Annotated in this window: 15 protein-coding genes and 2 riboswitches; of the genes, 10 read left to right on the forward strand and 5 right to left on the reverse strand. The window is 73.1% G+C overall.

Annotation, left to right across the window (positions count from 1 at the left end; genetic code table 11):
* Positions 1 to 46: 46 nt before the first annotated feature.
* The 7 genes from AB0L53_RS55450 to AB0L53_RS55480 all read left to right on the forward strand — a co-directional run bounded on the left by AB0L53_RS55450 (position 47) and on the right by AB0L53_RS55480 (position 7,475).
* Positions 47 to 1,585: a M28 family peptidase gene (locus tag AB0L53_RS55450; protein WP_364013948.1), complete on the forward strand. Its 1,539-nt coding sequence runs from the start codon at positions 47 to 49 to the stop codon at positions 1,583 to 1,585.
* Positions 1,586 to 1,622: 37 nt separating this feature from the next.
* Positions 1,623 to 1,752: riboswitch (cobalamin riboswitch) on the forward strand.
* A 34-nt stretch (positions 1,753 to 1,786) separates the two neighbouring features.
* Positions 1,787 to 1,975, forward strand: a complete 189-nt coding sequence (locus tag AB0L53_RS55455; protein ID WP_357960438.1) for a CbtB-domain containing protein — start codon at positions 1,787 to 1,789, stop codon at positions 1,973 to 1,975.
* A gap of 8 nt (positions 1,976 to 1,983) precedes the next feature.
* Positions 1,984 to 2,721 carry a CbtA family protein gene (locus AB0L53_RS55460; protein ID WP_364013951.1) on the forward strand — a complete coding sequence of 246 codons (738 nt, stop codon included), beginning with the start codon at positions 1,984 to 1,986 and terminating at the stop codon, positions 2,719 to 2,721.
* Positions 2,722 to 2,727: 6 nt separating this feature from the next.
* Complete coding sequence (locus tag AB0L53_RS55465; protein WP_364013954.1) at positions 2,728 to 3,333, forward strand: histidine phosphatase family protein; 606 nt, start codon at positions 2,728 to 2,730, stop codon at positions 3,331 to 3,333.
* Positions 3,334 to 3,352: 19 nt separating this feature from the next.
* Positions 3,353 to 5,479, forward strand: a complete 2,127-nt coding sequence (locus AB0L53_RS55470) for a VWA domain-containing protein (protein WP_364013957.1) — start codon at positions 3,353 to 3,355, stop codon at positions 5,477 to 5,479.
* 2 nt (positions 5,480 to 5,481) lie between these two features.
* The gene (cobO, locus tag AB0L53_RS55475; RefSeq protein WP_364013960.1) at positions 5,482 to 6,084 is read left to right on the forward strand and encodes a cob(I)yrinic acid a,c-diamide adenosyltransferase; all 603 of its coding nucleotides are present in this window, start codon (positions 5,482 to 5,484) and stop codon (positions 6,082 to 6,084) included.
* On the forward strand, positions 6,084 to 7,475 hold the full coding sequence (locus tag AB0L53_RS55480; RefSeq protein WP_364013963.1) for a cobyrinate a,c-diamide synthase: 1,392 nt from the start codon (positions 6,084 to 6,086) through the stop codon (positions 7,473 to 7,475). Before cobO ends, AB0L53_RS55480 begins: the two co-directional genes overlap by 1 nt.
* On the opposite strand, the gene cobN is transcribed toward AB0L53_RS55480, so the two are convergent.
* Positions 7,430 to 11,053 carry a cobaltochelatase subunit CobN gene (gene cobN / locus AB0L53_RS55485; RefSeq protein WP_364013966.1) on the reverse strand — a complete coding sequence of 1,208 codons (3,624 nt, stop codon included), beginning with the start codon at positions 11,051 to 11,053 and terminating at the stop codon, positions 7,430 to 7,432. The two genes, AB0L53_RS55480 and cobN, sit on opposite strands and share 46 nt — an antisense overlap.
* Positions 11,054 to 11,087: 34 nt before the next feature.
* Positions 11,088 to 11,276, reverse strand: a riboswitch (cobalamin riboswitch).
* 28 nt (positions 11,277 to 11,304) lie between these two features.
* Here cobN and cobG point away from each other — a divergent pair.
* The 3 genes from cobG to AB0L53_RS55500 are packed head-to-tail and all read left to right on the forward strand — an operon-like array spanning position 11,305 to position 14,763.
* Positions 11,305 to 12,618 carry a precorrin-3B synthase gene (gene cobG, locus AB0L53_RS55490; RefSeq protein ID WP_364013969.1) on the forward strand — a complete coding sequence of 438 codons (1,314 nt, stop codon included), beginning with the start codon at positions 11,305 to 11,307 and terminating at the stop codon, positions 12,616 to 12,618.
* 37 nt (positions 12,619 to 12,655) lie between these two features.
* Positions 12,656 to 13,276: a precorrin-8X methylmutase gene (locus AB0L53_RS55495; protein ID WP_364013972.1), complete on the forward strand. Its 621-nt coding sequence runs from the start codon at positions 12,656 to 12,658 to the stop codon at positions 13,274 to 13,276.
* Between the two features lie 5 nt (positions 13,277 to 13,281).
* Positions 13,282 to 14,763 (forward strand): precorrin-2 C(20)-methyltransferase, encoded by a 1,482-nt coding sequence (locus AB0L53_RS55500; RefSeq protein ID WP_364013975.1) that lies wholly within the window; start codon positions 13,282 to 13,284, stop codon positions 14,761 to 14,763.
* Here the strand turns inward: AB0L53_RS55500 and AB0L53_RS55505 are convergent.
* The 4 genes from AB0L53_RS55505 to AB0L53_RS55520 all read right to left on the reverse strand — a co-directional run bounded on the left by AB0L53_RS55505 (position 14,754) and on the right by AB0L53_RS55520 (position 18,129).
* Positions 14,754 to 15,563 carry a cobalt-precorrin-6A reductase gene (locus AB0L53_RS55505; RefSeq protein ID WP_364013978.1) on the reverse strand — a complete coding sequence of 270 codons (810 nt, stop codon included), beginning with the start codon at positions 15,561 to 15,563 and terminating at the stop codon, positions 14,754 to 14,756. The genes AB0L53_RS55500 and AB0L53_RS55505 overlap by 10 nt on opposite strands.
* A 73-nt stretch (positions 15,564 to 15,636) precedes the next feature.
* A complete protein-coding gene (gene cobM / locus AB0L53_RS55510) occupies positions 15,637 to 16,392 on the reverse strand; it encodes a precorrin-4 C(11)-methyltransferase (RefSeq protein WP_364013981.1) in 756 nt (251 codons plus the stop codon).
* A gap of 31 nt (positions 16,393 to 16,423) precedes the next feature.
* On the reverse strand, positions 16,424 to 17,746 hold the full coding sequence (gene cbiE / locus AB0L53_RS55515) for a precorrin-6y C5,15-methyltransferase (decarboxylating) subunit CbiE (protein WP_364013984.1): 1,323 nt from the start codon (positions 17,744 to 17,746) through the stop codon (positions 16,424 to 16,426).
* Positions 17,743 to 18,129, reverse strand: coding sequence for a pyridoxamine 5'-phosphate oxidase family protein (locus AB0L53_RS55520; protein ID WP_364013987.1), 387 nt, complete (start codon positions 18,127 to 18,129; stop codon positions 17,743 to 17,745). Before AB0L53_RS55520 ends, cbiE begins: the two co-directional genes overlap by 4 nt.
* Positions 18,130 to 18,159 lie beyond the last annotated feature (30 nt).

Below are 18,159 nucleotides of genomic sequence, written 5' to 3' on the forward strand. Positions count from 1 at the left end.
CGGGGATCGTCTGCCTTCCCGTTCCTGTCCCACAGGGGGAATCCGAATGCGCAGAGTCATCACCATCCTGGTCACCGCGCTCTCCTTGACCATCGCCATCGCCATGGCCGTGCCCGCCAACGCCGGCGGCCTGGACGACGTCTTCGCCAAGCTGCTGGTCAAGCAGGTCAAGGGGACGAACGTCGCCAAGCACCTGCAGGCCCTGCAGGACATCGCCACCGCCCACGGCGGCATCCGCGCGACCGGCACCGGCGGCTACGACGCCTCCCGCGACTACGTGGCGGACAAGCTGCGCAAGGCCGGTTACAAGGTCACGCTGCAACCGATCAACTACGTCAAGAGCTGGGCCGAGAACAGCCCGCCGACGCTGGCGCTCACCGCGCCGAGCGCGAAGACGTACGTACCGAACGAGGACTTCTTCACCTTCCAGCCCTCCCCCTCGGGCGAGGTTACCGCGCAGGTCCAGGGCGTGGACCTCACGCTGCCACCCACCCCGACGCCGACCTCGACCAGCGGCTGCGAAGCGGCGGACTTCGCCGGGTTCGTGGCCGGCCGTATCGCGCTCGTCCAGCGCGGCACCTGCCCGTTCGTCACGAAGGTGCAGAACGCGGCTGCGGCGGGCGCGACCGGGCTCATCATTTTCAACGAGGGCCAGCCGGGTCGTACCGACGCGTTCCCGCTGGACATCGGCGAGTGGCGGGGCGGGATCCCCATGGTGTTCGCCGACTTCGCCGTGGGCAACGAACTCGCGAGCACGCCGGGCGCGACCGTACACCTCAAGGTCGACGCCAACCTCGTGCTCGGCAGCACGGACAACGTGATCGCCGAGACCCGCTTCGGCGACCCGCGCGACGTCGTCATGGTGGGCGCGCACCTCGACAGCGTGACGGCGGGGCCCGGCATCAACGACAACGGCTCGGGCAGCGCGGCGATCCTGGAGGTCGCCGAGGAGATGGCGCTCTACCCGGTCAAGAACAAGGTCCGCTTCGCCTTCTGGGCCGCCGAGGAGATCGGGCTGCTCGGTTCCGATCAGTACGTCGGGTCGTTGTCGCAGGCGCAGCGGGACCGCGTCCGGGTGTATCTGAACTTCGACATGGTGGCCACGCCGAACTACGCCTACAAGCTGTACGACGGGGACAACTCCGACAACGTCGGCTCCCCCGCCGGTCCGCCCGGTTCGGCCGAGATCGAGAAGCAGCTGGCGGCGTTCTACGGCTCCCGTGGCCTGCCCACGGTGGGCACGGACTTCGACGGGCGCTCGGACTACGGGCCGTTCATCGCGGTCGGGATCCCGGCCGGCGGCATCTTCACCGGCGCCGAGGGGATCAAGACGGCCGCGGAGGCGGCGCTGTTCGGCGGGACGGCCGGGGTCGCCTACGACGCCTGCTACCACCAGGCGTGCGACACCATCGCCAACATCAACGCCACGGCGCTGGACGTGGACGCGGACGCCATCGCCGACTCCGTCGCCCGATACGCCTTCAACCTCCGCTCCATCCCGCCGCGAGTGGCACCCGCCATCAGCCGTGCGCGCTTCACACCACCAACGTCTGACTTCCTCGATGTGTTGACGCGAACAGGTTGACGTGAACAGGTTGACGGAAACAGGTTGACGGAAACAGGAGGAAGGGATACGTTCCGGTAGATTTCACGGTTGTCCAAGGGAAATCCGGTGAGATGCCGGTGCGGACGCGCCACTGTATCCGGGACGTAGATCCCGGGAGCCAGGTCGCTTGGGCCTCCGTGACCTCATTTGTTGGGACGCGTCATCCCTGAGGAGGCACTGATGAGTGGTCTGTCCGCTCCTACCGTCATTCCGTTCCCCCGTCTGCGGCTGTGGTTGCTGGCCGTACCGGTACTGCTGCTGGTCGCCTACCTGGTGCTGATGGACAACGGCGCCATCTCGCAGACGGGGGCGTACCTGCACGAACTCATGCACGACGGGCGTCACCTGCTCGGCGTGCCCTGCCACTAGACCCCAGCATGGTACGCACCCTGCTGGTCAGGGGCCTGCTTCTGGGCCTGCTGGCCGGATTGATCGCGGGCGGCTTCGCCTTCGCCTTCGGGGAACCGCAGGTGGACAGTGCGATCGCACTGGAACAGGCGCACGCCGCGCAGGAACCTGGCCATGACCACGGCGAGGAGGAGCTGGTCAGCAGGCCGGGCCAGAAGGCCGGGCTCTTCCTCGCCACCGGCCTGTACGGGCTGGCCGTGGGAGGGGTCTTCGCCCTGGTGTACGCGGGTCTGCGGGGCCGGGTCGGTCCACGGTCGGAGGGCGGGCTGGCGCTCGCCGCCGCCGGGTCGGCGTTCGGGGCGGTGATCCTCGTACCGTTCGTGAAATATCCGGCTAATCCGCCGGCTGTCGGAGACCCGGAAACGATCAACAGCCGGACCGCCCTCTATGTCGTGATGATCCTTGTCGGCCTGGCCGCGATCGCGATCGCGGTGGCGACCGCGCGCCGGGTGACCGCCGGGCCATGGGCGCGGTGGGTCGCGGCCGGGGTCGCGTACCTGGTCCCGGTGGTCGCCGCGTGGCTGCTGCTGCCGACCGTGGACGAGGTGCCCGAGGGCTTTCCTGCCACGTTGCTGTGGCAGTTCAGGCTCGTGTCGTTAGGGACGCAGCTCGTTTTCTGGACGGCCTTCGGTGTGCTGTTCGGGTGGGTGAGCGACAGGGCGGCGCGGCGGGCGGCCGTACCCGCGACCGCCGTCTCGCCGGGCTGAGCCGGCGTGCTGTTCGTCCGGCACGCCAGCACGCCGGGAATGCGGACCGCCTGCTTTCCCGGGGCCGATGAGGACGCCGACGCGGCGAGCCTGGCCAGAGCACACGGCCTGGCCTCAGCGGTGGCTCGCTCAGCGGTGGCCAGCTCAGTGGTGGCCGGCTCTGTGGTGGCCGGGGGCGGCTCGGCGTGGGTCGCTCCCAGTGTCGCGGCGCGGCAGACCGCCGCCGCGCTCGGCCGGGAAGCGTGCGTGGTCACCGCGCTCGCGGAGGCCGATCACGGCCGGTGGCGCGGCCTGCCGTACGGACGGGTCGCGCGGGAGGAGCCGGACGCGCTGGCGAGCTGGCTGGCGGATCCGGACGCGGCGCCGCACGGCGGGGAGAGCCTGACCGTGCTGGCGGCGCGGGTCGCCGACTGGCTCGACTCGGTACGCGGGGAGCCCGAGGCGGTCGCCGTCTGCGACGCGGGCGCCATCCGGGCGGCCCTCGGCCATGCGCTGGGGCTGGACCCGCTCCGCGCCGCCCGGTTCGATCTCGCGCCGCTGTCCATCACCGAACTGACCGTCACGCGAGGCGGCTGGCGGGTCGCCCACGTCAACCGGAAGATCCTTTCTTGAACGTACGGAAGGTCCTGTCTTGATCGTCTCGTATCCGTTCAGCGCCGTCGTCGGGCTCGACGACCTGAAGCTGGCGCTGGTGCTCAACGCCGTCTCGCCACGGGTGGGCGGTGTGCTGGTACGGGGTGAGAAGGGCACCGCCAAGTCCACCATCGTGCGCGCGCTGGCCGCCCAGCTGCCCCCGGTGAACGTGGTGCCCGGCTGCCGGTTCGCCTGCGATCCGGCCACGCCCGACGCCGAGTGCCCGGACGGCCCGCACGAGCCGGACGCCCAAGGGCTTCACCGTCCGGCCGCGTTGGTGGAGCTACCGGTCGGCGCGTCGGAGGACCGCCTGGCCGGCTCACTCGACGTGGAGCGGGCGCTGACGGAGGGGGTGAAGGCGTTCGAGCCGGGCCTGCTGGCGGCCGCGCACCGCGGCGTCCTGTACGTGGACGAGGTGAACCTGCTGCACGACCACCTGGTCGACCTGCTGCTGGACGCGGCGGCCCTGGGGACCTGCTACGTGGAACGGGAGTCGGTCTCGGTCCGGCATCCGGCCCGGTTCCTGCTGGTCGGGACCATGAACCCGGAGGAGGGTGAGCTGCGGCCGCAGTTGCTGGACAGGTTCGGGCTGACGGTGGAGGTGAAGGCGTCCAGGGATCCGGTGGAGCGCGCCGAGGTGGTACGACGCCGGCTGGCCTTCGACGCGGACGCCGAGAAGTTCGCGGCCAGGTGGGCGGCCGAGGAATCGGCGCTGGCGACCAGGATCGCCCAGGCCCGCGGCCGGGTGTCCGGCGTGCGACTGCCCGACGCGCGCCTGCGGCAGATCGCGACGGTGTGCGCGGCGTTCGAGGTCGACGGATTGCGGGCCGACCTGGTCACGGCGAACGCCGCCATCGCCCATGCCGCCTGGCATGGGCGCGAGAGGGTGACGACCGAGGATGTACGGGCGGCGGCCCGCCTGTCGCTGCCGCATCGGCGGCGGCGCGACCCCTTCGACGCGCCGGGACTGGACGAGTCGCTGCTCGACGAGCTGCTGGAGAGCACGGCGGAGGATGATGATCCGGACAATCCGGAGGGTCCCGGTGGCGGGGGTCCTGACGCCTCCGGGCCTTCTGACGCCTCCGGACCTGCTGACCTTTCCGAGCCTGGGGAGGACGGCGGTCCAGCGAACGCCTCGCCACCGGCCGGTGACAGCGAAACGCCGACGCGAGATCAGCCGACCGGTCCCTCTGATGGCCGGATGCCGAATGACGGCCGCGTACTGGATGCCGGATGGATGCCGGACGACGAGGGGTCGGCGAAGCAACCGGCCGATGCCGGGCAGTCACCGGACGCCCAGGGCACACGCGAGCAGGAGCCGCCAGGCCGCGTGGCCGGGCTGGCGGCGCCGTACCGGGTGCCGTTGCTTCAGGTGCCCGGGATCGGCGAGGGCGTGGCGGGGCGGCGCTCGCGCTCGCGCACCACACGCGGCCGGGCCACCGCCTCACGCCGCCCCGGCGGACGGGTCCGCGATCTCCACGTGATGGCGACAATGCTGGCGGCGGCGCCGCACCAGGTGAGGCGCGGGCGTACCGGTCCCGGGCTGGTGCTGCGCCAGGACGACCTGCGCGAGGTGGTGCGTGAGGGCAGGGAGGGCAACCTCGTGCTGTTCGTGGTGGACGCCAGTGGCTCGATGGCGGCTCGCCGGCGGATGAGCGCCGTCAAGACGGCGGTGCTCAGTCTGCTGCTCGACGCCTACCAGCGGCGCGACAAGGTCGGTCTGGTCACCTTCCGTGGCGCGGGCGCCGTGCTGGCGCTGCCGCCGACCTCGTCGGTGGAGGCGGGCGCGGCCCGGCTGCGCTCGCTGCCGACCGGCGGCCGTACCCCGTTGGCGGCGGGGCTGGTGCGGGCGGCGGAGGTGCTGCGCGTGGAGCGGCTGCGCGACCCGGCACGGCGGCCGTTGCTGGTGCTGGTGACCGACGGGCGGGTGACGGCGGGCGGCGATGTGGAACGGGCCGCCGCCCTGCTGGACGGCACGGCGAGCGTGGTCGTGGACTGCGAGAGCGGCCCGGTGCGGCTGGGCCTGGCGGTCCGGCTGGCGGTACGACTGCGGGCGCGCCTCGTCTCGCTCGACGCGCTCTCCGACCTGAGTTCGGTCGTACGTGATCACCGGAAGGCGGTCTGATCATGCCGCAAGGGAAGCCCGCCACCGTGCCCGACGACGGTCTCACGACCCGGCAGCGCCGGACGCGGCCGCTGCTGATCGTGCACACCGGGCCGGGCAAGGGGAAGTCGACGGCCGCGTTCGGGATGGCGTTGCGCGCCTGGAACCAGGGGTGGCCGATCGGGGTGTTCCAGTTCGTGAAGTCGGCCAAGTGGCGCATCGGCGAGGAACGGGCGCTCAAGGTGCTCGGCGACACGGCCGAGGGCGGTTCGGTGACCTGGCACAAGATGGGCGAGGGCTGGTCGTGGATCCAGCGTCCCGGCACCGAGGAGGATCACGCGGCCGACGCCCGTGAGGGCTGGGCGCAGATCAAACGCGACCTGGCGGGCGAGACGTACCGGTTCTACGTGCTGGACGAGTTCACCTACCCGCTGAAGTGGGGGTGGCTCGATCTGGACGATGTGCTGGAGACGCTCGCCGGGCGGCCGGGCAACCAGCACCTGGTGATCACCGGCAGGGACGCGCCCGAGCGGCTGGTCGAACTCGCCGATCTGGTGACGGAGATGGGCAAGGTACGTCATCCCATGGACGCCGGGCAGAAGGGCCAGAAAGGCATCGAGTGGTAATGCCGCGGCTGGTGATCGCCGCTCCTGCGTCGGGCAGCGGCAAGACGACCGTGGCCACCGGGCTGATGGCGGCGCTGCGGGCGCGCGGGCTCGCGGTCTCGCCGCACAAGGTGGGGCCCGACTACATCGATCCGGGCTATCACGCGCTGGCCGCCGGGCGTCCCGGGCGCAACCTGGATCCGTGGCTGGTGGGCGAGGAGCGCGTGGCGCCGCTGTTCCTGCACGGTGCGGCCGGGTGTGACGTGGCGGTGGTCGAGGGCGTCATGGGGCTGTTCGACGGTAAGGGCGACGGCGACTTCGCCTCTACCGCGCACGTCGCCCGGCTGCTGGACGCGCCGGTGGTGCTGGTCGTGGACGCGGCCCGGCAGAGCCGGTCGGTGGCGGCCGTGGTGCACGGGTTCGCCACATTTGACCCGCGTGTACGGGTGGGCGGGGTGGTGCTCAACCGGGTCGCCTCGGACCGGCACGAGGAACTGTGCCGGGCCGCTCTGGGCGCGGCGGGCATGCCGGTGCTCGGCGCGATCCGCCGCGACGACGCCGTCTCCACACCTTCCCGCCATCTGGGTCTGGTGCCCGCCGCCGAGCGTGAGGCCGAGGCGGTACGGGCCGTGGAACGGCTCGGCGCCCTGGTGGCGCGCTCCTGCGACCTGGACGGACTGATGCGGCTGGCGAGGACGGCGCCCGCGCTGACCGCCACGGCATGGGACCCCGCGACGGCGGCGGCCTCGCTCGTCGGCCCGGTATGGGACCCGGCGAAGGAGAGCGCGCGCGTCGAGGAGACAGCGCGCGTAGGAGAGGGTGTCGTCGTGGCGGTGGCGGGCGGGGCTGCCTTCACGTTCGGGTACGCCGAGCACGTCGAGCTGCTGCGCGCGGCCGGCGCGGACGTGGCGACCTTCGACCCGTTGCGCGAGGAGAAGCTGCCGGACGGCACCGCCGCGGTGGTTCTCGGCGGCGGCTTCCCCGAGGTGTACGCCGCCGAGCTGGCCGCCAACGAGCAGCTCCGTGACCAGGTGGCGGCCTTCGGCGGCCCGATCGCCGCCGAGTGCGCGGGACTGCTCTACCTGTGCGCGGAGCTGGACGGGCGGCGCATGTGCGGGCGGGTGCCGGGCCGGGCGCGGATGACCGGCAGGCTCACGCTCGGCTACCGGGACGCCGTGGCCCTGAAGGATTCGCCCCTGACGAGGACGGGCGAGCGCTTCCACGGGCACGAGTTCCACCGGACCACCGTCGAGCACGCGGGCGAGCCGCTGTTCCGGAACCGGGGCGGCGGCACGGACGGACACGGCGACCCGCTGGTCACCGCGTCCTACCTGCACCTTCACTGGGCCGGATCGCCGGCCCTCGCTCACCGGCTCGTGTCGTCCTCCAGGTCCCCTTCGGTCTTGAGATAGACCTCCTGCAGACCGCGCAGGATCTCCGGGTCCGGGTGCTCCCACATGCGCCGCTCGGCGGCCTCCAGGAGCCGTTCGGCGATGCCGTGCAGCGCCCACGGGTTGGACCGGGTCATGAACTCCTGGTTCTCCGGGTCCAGCACGTACGTCTCGGCGAGCTTGTCGTACATCCAGTCCGCCACCACGCCCGTCGTGGCGTCGTAGCCGAACAGGTAGTCCACGGTCGCGGCCAGCTCGAAGGCGCCCTTGTAGCCGTGGCGCCGCATCGCCGCCAGCCAGCGCGGGTTGACCACTCTTGCGCGGAAGATCCGTGAGGTCTCCTCCGACAGGGTGCGGGTGCGTACGGCGTCGGGGCGGGTGCTGTCGCCCACGTACGCGGCCGGGGCCCGGCCGGTGAGCGCGCGGACCGTGGCGATCATGCCGCCGTGGTACTGGAAGTAGTCGTCGGAGTCGGCGATGTCGTGCTCGCGCGTGTCGACGTTCTTGGCGGCCACGGCGATCCTGCGGTAGGCGTCCTCCATCTGCGGGCGCGCGGCCACGCCATCGAGGTCACGGCCGTAGGCGTAGCCGCCCCAGACCGCGTACACCTCGGCCAGGTCGGCGTCGTCGCGCCAGTTGCGGCTGTCGATCAGCGGCAGCAGCCCGGCCCCGTAGGCGCCCGGCGCGGAGCCGAAGATCCGCATCGTGGCGTGACGTTCCTCGCCACCGGTCGCGGTCACGTGGGCGCGTACGTAGTTGTGCTCGGGCGGCTCCTCCAGCCCGGCGGCCAGCCGTACGGCGTCGTCCAGCATGGCCACCACGTGCGGGAACGCGTCGCGGAAGAAGCCACTGATGCGGACGGTCACGTCGACGCGCGGCCGGCCCAGCTCGGCCAGCGGGATCGGCTCCAGGTTCGTGACCCGGCGGGACGCCTCGTCCCATGCGGGGCGGATGCCGAGCAGGGCCAGCACCTCGGCCACGTCGTCGCCGGCCGTACGCATGGCGCTGGTGCCCCAGACGGACAGCCCCACCGAGCGCGGCCAGTCGCCGGTGTCGGCGCGGTAGCGCTCCAGCAGTGATTCGGCCATCGCCTGGCCGGTCTCCCAGGCCAGGCGGCTGGGCACCGCGCGGGGATCGACGGAGTAGAAGTTGCGGCCGGTCGGCAGCACGTTGATCAGGCCGCGCAGCGGCGAGCCGCTCGGCCCGGCGGGCACGTAGCCGCCGTTCAGGGCGTGCAGGACGTGGTCGAGCTCGTCGGTCGTCCGGGCCAGACGCGGGACCACTTCGGTGGCGGCGAACGCGAGCACCCGCGTGACGAGCTCGCGCCGATCGGCGGGCAGCGCGTGGGCGACCTCCTCCGCGACCTTCTCCGCGATCTCCTGCGCCACCTCCTCGGCCGCCTCCGGCGCCCAGCCTCGCTCCTCCATCGCCTCGACCAGGGCGCGAGCGGTCGCCTCGGCCCGGTCCATCTCAGCCAACCCCGCCGTGCCGTCCTCGGCCAGGCCGAGCGCCTCACGTAAGCCGGGCAGGGTCTCGCGGCCCGACCACATCTGCCTGGCGCGCAGCATGGCCAGCACCAGGTCCACCCTGACCTGCCCGGTCGGCGCCTGGCCGAGCACGTGGAGGCCGTCGCGGATCTGCGCGTCCTTCACCTCGCAGAGCCAGCCGTCCACGTGCAGGATGAAGTCGTCGAACTCGGTGTCGTGCGGCCGATCGGCCAGCCCGAGGTCGTGGTCGAGACGGGCGGCCTGGATCAGTGTCCAGATCTGGGCGCGGATCGCGGGCAGTTTGGCCGGGTCCATGGCGGCGATGGTGGCGTGCTCGTCCAGGAGCTGTTCCAGCCGGGCGATGTCGCCGTACGTCTCCGCCCGCGCCATCGGCGGCACCATGTGGTCCACCAGCACCGCGTGCGCCCGCCGCTTGGCCTGGGTGCCCTCGCCCGGGTCGTTCACCAGGAACGGGTAGATCAGCGGCAGGTCGCCGATGGCCGCGTCGGTCCCGCACGAGGCGGACATGCCCGCCGACTTGCCCGGCAGCCATTCCAGGTTGCCGTGCTTGCCCACGTGCACCATCGCGTGCGCGCCGAACTCGGCCGACAGCCAGCGGTAGGCGGCCAGGTAGTGGTGGCTGGGCGGCAGGTCGGGGTCGTGGTAGATGGCGATCGGGTTGTCGCCGAAGCCGCGCGGCGGCTGGACCATGACCACCACGTTCCCGGCGCGCAGCGCCGCCAGGACGATGTCGCCGTCATGGACGAACAGCTCGCCGGGCGGGGCTCCCCAGTGCCGCTCGATCCCGGTGCGCAGGCCGTCGGGGAGCGTGCGGTACCAGCGTTCGTAGGAGGCGGCGGAGATGCGTACCGGATTGCCCGCCAGGTGCTCCTCGGTCAGCCAGTCCTGGTCCTGGCCGCCCGCGGCGATGAGCGCGTGGATGAGCGCGTCGCCGTCCTGCTCGGCCACGCCGGGGAAGCCCTCGCCCAGGTCGTAGCCCGCTTCGGCGAGCCGGGCCAGCAGCCGTACGGTGCTGGCGGGGGTGTCCAGGCCGACGGCGTTGCCGACGCGCGAGTGCTTGGTCGGGTACGCCGACAGCATCACCACCAGCCGCCGACCGCCGGGTGGGGTGTGGCGCAGCAGCCCGTGGCGTACGGCGATGCCCGCCACCCGCGCGGCCCGCTCGGGGTCGGCGACGTAGACGGTCAGCCCGTCCGGATCGATCTCCTTGAAGGAGAACGGCACGGTGATGATCCGCCCGTCGAACTCGGGGATGGCCACCTGCGAGGCGGCGTCCAGCGGCGACAGGCCGTCGTCGTTGTCCTCCCACGCCTGCCTGGAGGTGGTCAGGCACAAGCCCTGCAGGATCGGCACGTCGAGCGCGGCCAGCGCGCCCACGTCCCACGCCTCGTCGTCCCCGCCCGCGCCCGCTGTCGCGGGACGCGAGCCGCCCGCCGCCAGCACGGTCACCACCAGCGCGTCGGCGGCCCGCAGGGTGTCCAGCAGCTCGGGTTCAGCGGTGCGCAACGAGGAGCAGAACACCGGCAGCGCCCGCCCGCCCGCGTCCTCGACGGCGGCGCAGAGCGTCTCGACGAAGGCCGTGTTGCCCGCCATGTGGTGCGCCCGGTAGTAGAGCACCCCGATCACGGGCCCCTCGTGTGACCGTGCCTCGCGCTCCAGCCGCCCCCAGGACGGGGTGGGCTCCGGCGGCGCGAACCCGCGCCCGGTCAGCAGGACGGTGTCGGACAGGAAGGCGTGCAGCTCGGTCAGGTTGGCGGGCCCGCCGTGCGCCAGGTACGCGTGCGCGTCGGCGCAGACGCCGCCGCGCACCGTGGACAGCTCCATCAGCTCCGCGTCCGGCGCCTGCTCGCCGCCCAGCACCACGACCGGACGGGGCCCGGCCAGCAGCGCGTCGAGCCCCTCCTGCCAGGCGCGGCGACCGCCGAGCAGCCGTACGACGACCAGGTCGGCTCCCTCCAGCAGGCCAGGCAGATCTTCGGGGGCGAGCCGGGCGGGGTTGCCCAGGCGGTAGGCGGCGCCACAGGCACGCGCGCTCAGCAGGTCGGTGTCGGAGGTGGAGAGCAGCAGGACGGTACGGCTGTCGCCAGGCACGGCGCGATCCTCCCTCGGGGTCCTCGCCCCGGTCGTGGGTGTCGCGACGGCAGGAGTCTCCTGGCTCCCGGATCAGCGCTCACCCCGGCCTTCCCACCCGTTGCCGGGCAGTGGCCTGCGGTGGGGTTCGCTCCCCGGTCACAGTGGCGGGACCGCGCCGGATTCGCACCGGCTTCCTCCCTTTGCCATCGCCTACCCAGGAGCCTACGGCAGGAGCAACCTCCACCAGAAGTGGCGTTACCATCCTCATCGTGTCCATAGCCGACTTTTCCGGACGGGTCCGGCCCGACGCCTGTCCGGGAGCGCTCCAGGTGCACGACGCCGCCGACGGCCCGCTGGCCCGGGTCCGCCTGCCCGGCGGCGCGATCTCCGGCGGGCAGCTCCGCGAGCTGGCGGCCTGCGCGGCGGAGCTGGGCTCCGGGGTGGTCGAGCTCACGTCGCGGGCGAACGTACAGGTGCGCGGCCTGCGCGCGCCGGCCGCCTTCGCCGAACGGATCGCCGCCACCGGGCTGCTGCCCTCGGCCGCGCACGAACGGGTACGCAACATCGTCGCCTCGCCGCTCGGCGGCCGTGGTCCCTCGGGTTTGGTGGACACGCAACCCCTGGTAGAGGCCCTGGACCTGGCTCTATGTGCACGTGCCCGGCTGGCCGGGCTGCCAGGACGCTTCCTGTTCGCGCTGGACGACGGCACGGGTGACATGCGGCAGCTGGCCGCTGATGTCACTCTCGTGCCGTCGGCCGCGGGCGGTGACGCCTGCGCGACACTGCCCCACAGCGCGGTGGCGGGCGGTGACGCCTCGGCGACACTGCTGCTGGCGGGCGTGGACACCGGGCTTGTCGTGCCCCGTGACGCGGCGGTCGGGCAGATGATCGCCGCCGCCGAAGCGTTCCTCGACGAGCGGGAGCGCGGGCTTTCCGATCGTGACCGGGGCGCGTGGCGGATCGCGGAGTTAGCGGACGGTCCTGCCCGGATCGCCACCGACCTCGGCGTGGCCGACGTGCCTGCCCAGGTCGCGGCCCACCTGGGCTCGGCGGACAGTCCCGCCCACGCGGGCGTGGCGGATGACCGAGCGACGACCGCACCGGATGACTCCCCTGCCTGCTCGGCCCACCGCCCCGGACCTGTCGATCAGCGGGACGGCCGCGTGGCGCTGGAGGCCGTGGTGCCGCTCGGTCGGCTGTCCGCCGCTCAGGTACGCGCTGTCGCCGACACCGCCGACGACGGTGGGGCGGTTCCGGTGCGGCTGACGCCGTGGCGGACGGTCGTCCTGCTGGACCTGTCCCCCGCCGCGGCCGAGCGGGCAGTGCGGCAGCTGTCCGCGGCAGGGCTGGTGACCGATCCGGTCTCTCCCTGGGTCGGTGTGAGCGCCTGCACCGGACGTCCCGGCTGCGCCAAATCACTCGCGGACGTGCAGGAGGACGTACGGCGGTGGGTGGCGACCCTGGACGCGCCCGCTGCGACGCCGGTGCACTGGGCCGGTTGCGAGCGGCGCTGCGGGCTGCCCCGCGGCCGGGTGGTCCAGATGGTGGCCACCGCCGACGGATACGAGGAACGGCTGCCGTAATAGCGGCTGGCTTCGACCGATACGAGGAAAGGCAGCAGTGACCGACTACCTGCGCGACGGGGCCGAGATCTACCGGCGTTCGTTCGCGACCATCCGTGCCGAAGCCGATCTCACCGGGATGCCCCCGGATGTGGCCCAGGTGGCGGTGCGGATGATCCACGCGTGTGGCATGACCGACCTCGTCGCCGACCTGGACTGGTCGCCTTCGGTGGTCGTCCGGGCCCGCGAGGCGCTGCGGCGCGGCGCGCCCGTGCTGTGCGACGCGCAGATGGTCGCCTCCGGCGTCACCAGGCGCAGGCTGCCCACCGACAACGACGTGGTGTGCACTCTGGGCGAGCCAGGCGTGCCGGAGCTGGCCGAACGCCTCGGCACCACACGCAGCGCCGCCGCCCTGGAGCTGTGGCGCGACCGGCTGGACGGCGCCGTGGTGGCGATCGGCAACGCCCCGACCGCCCTGTTCCGGCTGCTCGAACTGGTCGCCGAGGGGGCCGGCAGGCCGGCGGCGGTGCTCGGCGTGCCGGTCGGCTTCATCGGCGCGGCCGAGTCCAAGCGAGCCCTGGCCGACAGCGACCTGGAATACCTGGTGGTGCACGGACGCCGCGGCGGCAGTGCGATGACGGCGGCGGCGGTCAACGCCATCGCGAACGAGACGGAGTGACGGCGATGACGGGACGGCTGTACGGGGTCGGACTGGGCCCGGGAGACCCGGAGCTGGTCACGGTCAAGACGGCCCGGCTGATCGGCGAGGCGGACGTGATCGCCTACCACGCCGCCAGGCATGGCCGCAGCATCGCCCGCTCGATCGCCCTGCCTTACCTGCGGGAGGGGCAGATCGAGGAGCTGCTGCTGTACCCGCTGACCACGGAGACCACCGACCACCCCGGCGGCTACCAGGGCGCGCTGGACGACTTCTACGCCGACTGCGCCGAACGGCTGGCCGCCCACCTGGACGCGGGCCGGACCGTGGTCGTGCTGAGCGAGGGCGACCCGCTGTTCTACGGCTCCTACATGCACATGCACAAGCGGCTGGCCCACCGCTATCCGACCGAGGTGGTGCCGGGCGTGACCTCGGTCAGCGCCGCCTCCGCCGTCCTGGGGCGGCCGCTGGTGGAGCGGGACGAAGTGCTGACCGTACTGCCCGGCACGCTGCCCGCCGAAGTGCTGGCCGAGCGGCTGCGCGGCACCGACTCGGCGGCGGTGCTGAAGCTGGGCAGGACGTTCGAGAAGGTCCGCGACGCCCTGGCCGAGGCCGGGCGGCTGGACGACGCCTGGTACGTCGAGCGCGCCACCATGGGCGCCGAACGCGTCGCGCCGCTCAAGGACGTGGACGCCGACGGCGTTCCGTACTTCTCGCTGGCCCTGCTCGCCAGCCCGGCCGAGCGCACCTTCGTCCCCGAGCCCTCGTCGACCGAGGGGCGCGGCGAGGTGACCGTCGTCGGCCTCGGCCCGGCCGGGCGGCCGTGGCTCACGCCGGAGGCGCAGGATGCCCTCGCCGCGGCCACCGACCTGGTCGGCTACGGCCCGTACGTGGACCGGGTGGCGCCCAACCCGCGCCAGCGCCGCCACCGTACCGACAACCGGGTGGAGGCCGAACGCGCCAGGCACGCGCTGGAGCTGGCCGCGGCGGGCGCGCGGGTGGCCGTGGTGTCTTCCGGCGATCCCGGGGTGTTCGCCATGGCGAGCGCGGTGCTGGAGGAGGCGGCGGCCGGGTTCCCCGACGTGCCGGTGCGGATCGTGCCCGGTCTGACGGCCGCGCAGGCGGTGGCCAGCAGGGCGGGCGCGCCGCTCGGCCACGACTACTGCGTACTGTCGCTGTCGGACCTGCTCAAACCGTGGGACGTGGTGGCCGACCGGCTGACCGCGGCGGCCAAGGCCGACCTGGTGCTGGCGCTGTACAACCCGGCCTCGCGCAGCCGTACCTGGCAACTCGCCGCCGCGCGTGACCTGCTGCTGGAGCATCGCGACGCGGCCACTCCCGTGGTGATCGGCCGTGACGTCGGCGGCGCGCAGGAGAGCGTCACCGTCACCACGCTCGGCGAGCTCGACCCGGCCCAGGTGGACATGCGCTGCCTGCTGATCGTCGGCTCCTCGACGACCCAGGTCACCGCTCGCGGCGTCGTCTACACCCCCCGCCGCTACCCCTGAGCCCAGAGCGCCGCCGCGTTCACGGTCTCCACCAGGCGGACACCCGTCGGCAGCGGCGGCCGGTCCACCATGATCACCGGTAGCCCCAGCTCGCGGGCCGCGACGAGCTTGGCGGCCGTGAGCTGGCCGCCGCTGTCCTTGGTGACCAGCACGTCCAGACGGTGCTCGCGGATGAGGGCCAGCTCGCCCTCGACCGTGTAGGGCCCGCGGTCGAGCAGTACGTGTACGTGAGGCGGGACCGGCGGTTCGGGCGGATCGACGGACCTGGCCAGCAGCCACACCCCGGCCAGCCCACTGAAGACGGGCAGACTCCGGCGCCCGGTAGTGAGGAACACCCGCACCGGCCCGGTCGGCTGGGCAGTGCCCTCGGCCGGCTCGGCCAGCTCGACCGGCTTGGCGATGGCCAGGCGGGCGGTGGCGGCTTCGGCCAGGCGGGTGGCGGCGGCCTCCAGGGAGCTGACGCGCTGCCAGGTGTCGTCCGGTCCCTGCGGCCAGCCCGGTCGGCGCAGGACGAGGAGCGGCACGCCCGTGCGCACCGACGCCTCGGCCGCCGAAGCCGTCATCCGCGCCGCGAACGGGTGGGTGGCGTCCACCACGGCGTCGATCCGCTCGGCGGCCAGCCACGTGGCCAGCCCGTCCGGCCCACCGAACCCGCCCGCACGCACCTCGCCGACCGGCAGCCTCGGGTTCGTCACCCGCCCGGCCAGCGACGACACCACGTGCACGCTCGGGATGTCGGCCAGCTCGGCGGCCAGCGCCCGCGCCTCCGCCGTGCCGCCCAGGATCAGAACCCGTCTCATGCCGCGATCCTGCGCGCCCGCGCTGTGCCGCTCGCCCTGCGGCACCGCCTTCCTTGCCACAGGGGCAGCGCGATCAGGTCCCGTCGCATGATCGCTCCCGCTCCGCGCTGTACAGGTGGCTGTCGGGAAACTGGGTCGCCGACAGCGCCCGGCCGACGACGATCACCGCAGTGCGGCGGATCCCCGCCTCCTGGACCTGCTCGGCGATGTCCGTCAGCGTGCCGCGCAGAACGACCTCATCGGCCCGGCTCGCCCGCGCCACCACCGCGACCGGGCAGTCCGGCCCGTAGGAGGGCAGCAGCTCCGCCACCACCGCGTCGATCCGCTGCACGGCCAGGTGCAGCACCATCGTGGCCCGGCTGGCACCAAGCGTGGTCAGGTCCTCGCCGTCGGGCATCGGCGTGGCCCGCGCCGACGTACGGGTCAGGATGACCGTCTGGCCGACACCGGGCACGGTCAACTCCCTGCCCAGCGCGGCCGCCGCCGCCGCGAACGCCGGAACGCCCGGCACCACCTCGTACGGCACGCCGAGCGCGTCCAGCCTGCGCATCTGCTCGGCCACCGCGCTGAACACCGACGGGTCCCCCGAGTGCAGCCGCGCCACGTCCATGCCCTTGGCGTGGGCGGCGGTCAGCTCCGCGACGATCTCGTCGAGCGTCAGGTTCGCGGTGTCCACCAGCCTGGCGCCCGCCGGGCAGAACTCCAGCAGTTCGCGGGGTACGAGCGAGCCCGCGTACAGGCAGACCGGCGACGATTCCAACCGCCGCAACCCCCGCACCGTGATCAGATCCGCGGCACCGGGCCCCGCCCCGATGAAGTACACGGTCACGGCACGTCCTCCCTGACGATCGACCACACGGTCACGACACGTCCTTTCTGGTGATCGACCACACCGTCACCGGCATCGCGGCCCGCCAGCCGGTGAACCCGCCGACGGGCGCGGCCCGCTGCACGGACAGGCGCACCAGATCGCCGCCCAGCCGGGCGTACCATCCAGCGACGACGGACTCCGACTCCAAGGTCACGGCGTTCACCACGAGCCTGCCGCCGGGCCGCAGCGCCGCCCAGCAGGTCTCCAGCATTCCGGGCGCGGTGGCGCCGCCGCCGACGAACACCGCGTCCGGCGCGGGCAGGCCCTCCAGCGCCACCGGCGCTCGCCCCTCCACGACCCGCAGGGCGGGAACCCCGAGCCGGTCGGCGTTGCGGCGGATGGCGGCGACGCGATCGGCCCGGCTCTCGACCGCCACGGCGGCGTTCGACGGGTGGGCGCGCAGCCATTCGACGGCGATGCTGCCCGCGCCCGCGCCCACGTCCCACAGCAGTTCGCCGGGCAGCGGCGCCAGCCGTGACAGGCTGACGGCCCGGACCTCGCGCTTGGTGAGCTGCCCGTCATGCTCGAAGGCCGTGTCCGGCAGTCCGGGCACGCGAGCGAACGGCTCGGCGCCAGGTCCGGCGACGCACTCGACCGCGATCACCTGCAACACCGACGGCGCGTTCCGGGCCTGTCCCGAACCGGATGGCGCCTGCTGCGGCCATGATGGCGCCTCTTCCGGCCCGGACGGCACCTGTTCCGGTCCGAACGGCTCGGCCTCCGCCCGTGTCACGGCCATTTCCGCCCATTTCTCGGCCGTTCCCGTCCGGACGGACTCCGACGCCGCGCCCAGGTCCGACAAGACCGTCATCGGGCTCGCACCGTACCCGAGCCCGGCCAGCAGCCCCGCCACCAGAGCCGGAGCGTCCCGACCGGCGCCCAGCACCAGGACCCGGCGCCCGGGAAGGACCGCCGCGTTCAGCGCGGCCAGAGGGCGGCCCACCAGGCTGACCACATCCACCTGCTCGACCGGCCACCCCAGCCGGGCGCACGCCAGCGACAGCGACGACAGATGCGGCAGCACCCTGATCCGGGCCGCGCCGAGCAGCCGCACCAGGGTGGTGCCGATGCCGTAGAACATCGGATCGCCGCTGGCCAGCACGCACACCTGGCGATCGGCGTACCGCTCCATGAGCTCGGGCAGCGCGGGCAGCAGCGGCGAGGGCCAGGCCACCCGCTCCGCACCGGACCGAGGCACGAGGCCGAGTTGGCGGGAGGCACCCATGAGCACCTCCGCCGCCTCCAGTACGCGTCGCGACTCCGCCGACAGGCCGTCCCAGCCATCCGCGCCGATGCCGACGACGGTGATCACACGTTGCCCAGCACGCGCGTCACCTGGATCTCCACGACCACCCGCGCCGGGTTGGGCCGGGGCGGCTTGTAGCGGGCGGTGTAACGGCGCTCGGCGTCGGCCACCTGCTCCGGCTCGGTACGCACCACGGCCCGCCCCTCCAGCGTCGACCACCGCCGGCCGTCCACCTGGCTGAGCGCGACCAGCGCGCCGTCCGCACCGATGAGCCGGGCTTTGTACGAGGTGCCGGAGGTGATCACCCGGGCGACGCCGGTCTCCAGATCCAGCGTCGCGCCGACCGGCACCGCGTGCGGCGGCCCGCCGGAACGCGCCGTTGAGAGCGTGCACAGGTGCCGTTCCTGCCAGAACGCGGCGAAAGCGGCGCCCTGCTCGACCAGATTCACGTGCCTCCTCGAGGGAATTGCGGAGGCATA

The sequence above is a fragment of the Nonomuraea sp. NPDC052129 genome (genome assembly GCF_040680095.1).
Taxonomy (GTDB): Bacteria; Actinomycetota; Actinomycetes; order Streptosporangiales; family Streptosporangiaceae; genus Nonomuraea.

Excerpts from the sequence above, each read along its gene's own strand:
- AB0L53_RS55450 (WP_364013948.1), top strand. The coding sequence starts at position 47 with ATGCGCAGAGTCATCACCATCCTGGTCACCGCGCTCTCCTTGACCATC.
- AB0L53_RS55455 (WP_357960438.1), top strand. The coding sequence starts at position 1,787 with ATGAGTGGTCTGTCCGCTCCTACCGTCATTCCGTTCCCCCGTCTGCGG.
- AB0L53_RS55460 (WP_364013951.1), top strand. The coding sequence starts at position 1,984 with ATGGTACGCACCCTGCTGGTCAGGGGCCTGCTTCTGGGCCTGCTGGCC.
- cobO (WP_364013960.1), top strand. The coding sequence starts at position 5,482 with ATGCCGCAAGGGAAGCCCGCCACCGTGCCCGACGACGGTCTCACGACC.
- AB0L53_RS55480 (WP_364013963.1), top strand. The coding sequence starts at position 6,084 with ATGCCGCGGCTGGTGATCGCCGCTCCTGCGTCGGGCAGCGGCAAGACG.
- AB0L53_RS55500 (WP_364013975.1), top strand. The coding sequence starts at position 13,282 with ATGACGGGACGGCTGTACGGGGTCGGACTGGGCCCGGGAGACCCGGAG.
- AB0L53_RS55505 (WP_364013978.1), bottom strand. The coding sequence starts at position 15,563 with ATGAGACGGGTTCTGATCCTGGGCGGCACGGCGGAGGCGCGGGCGCTG.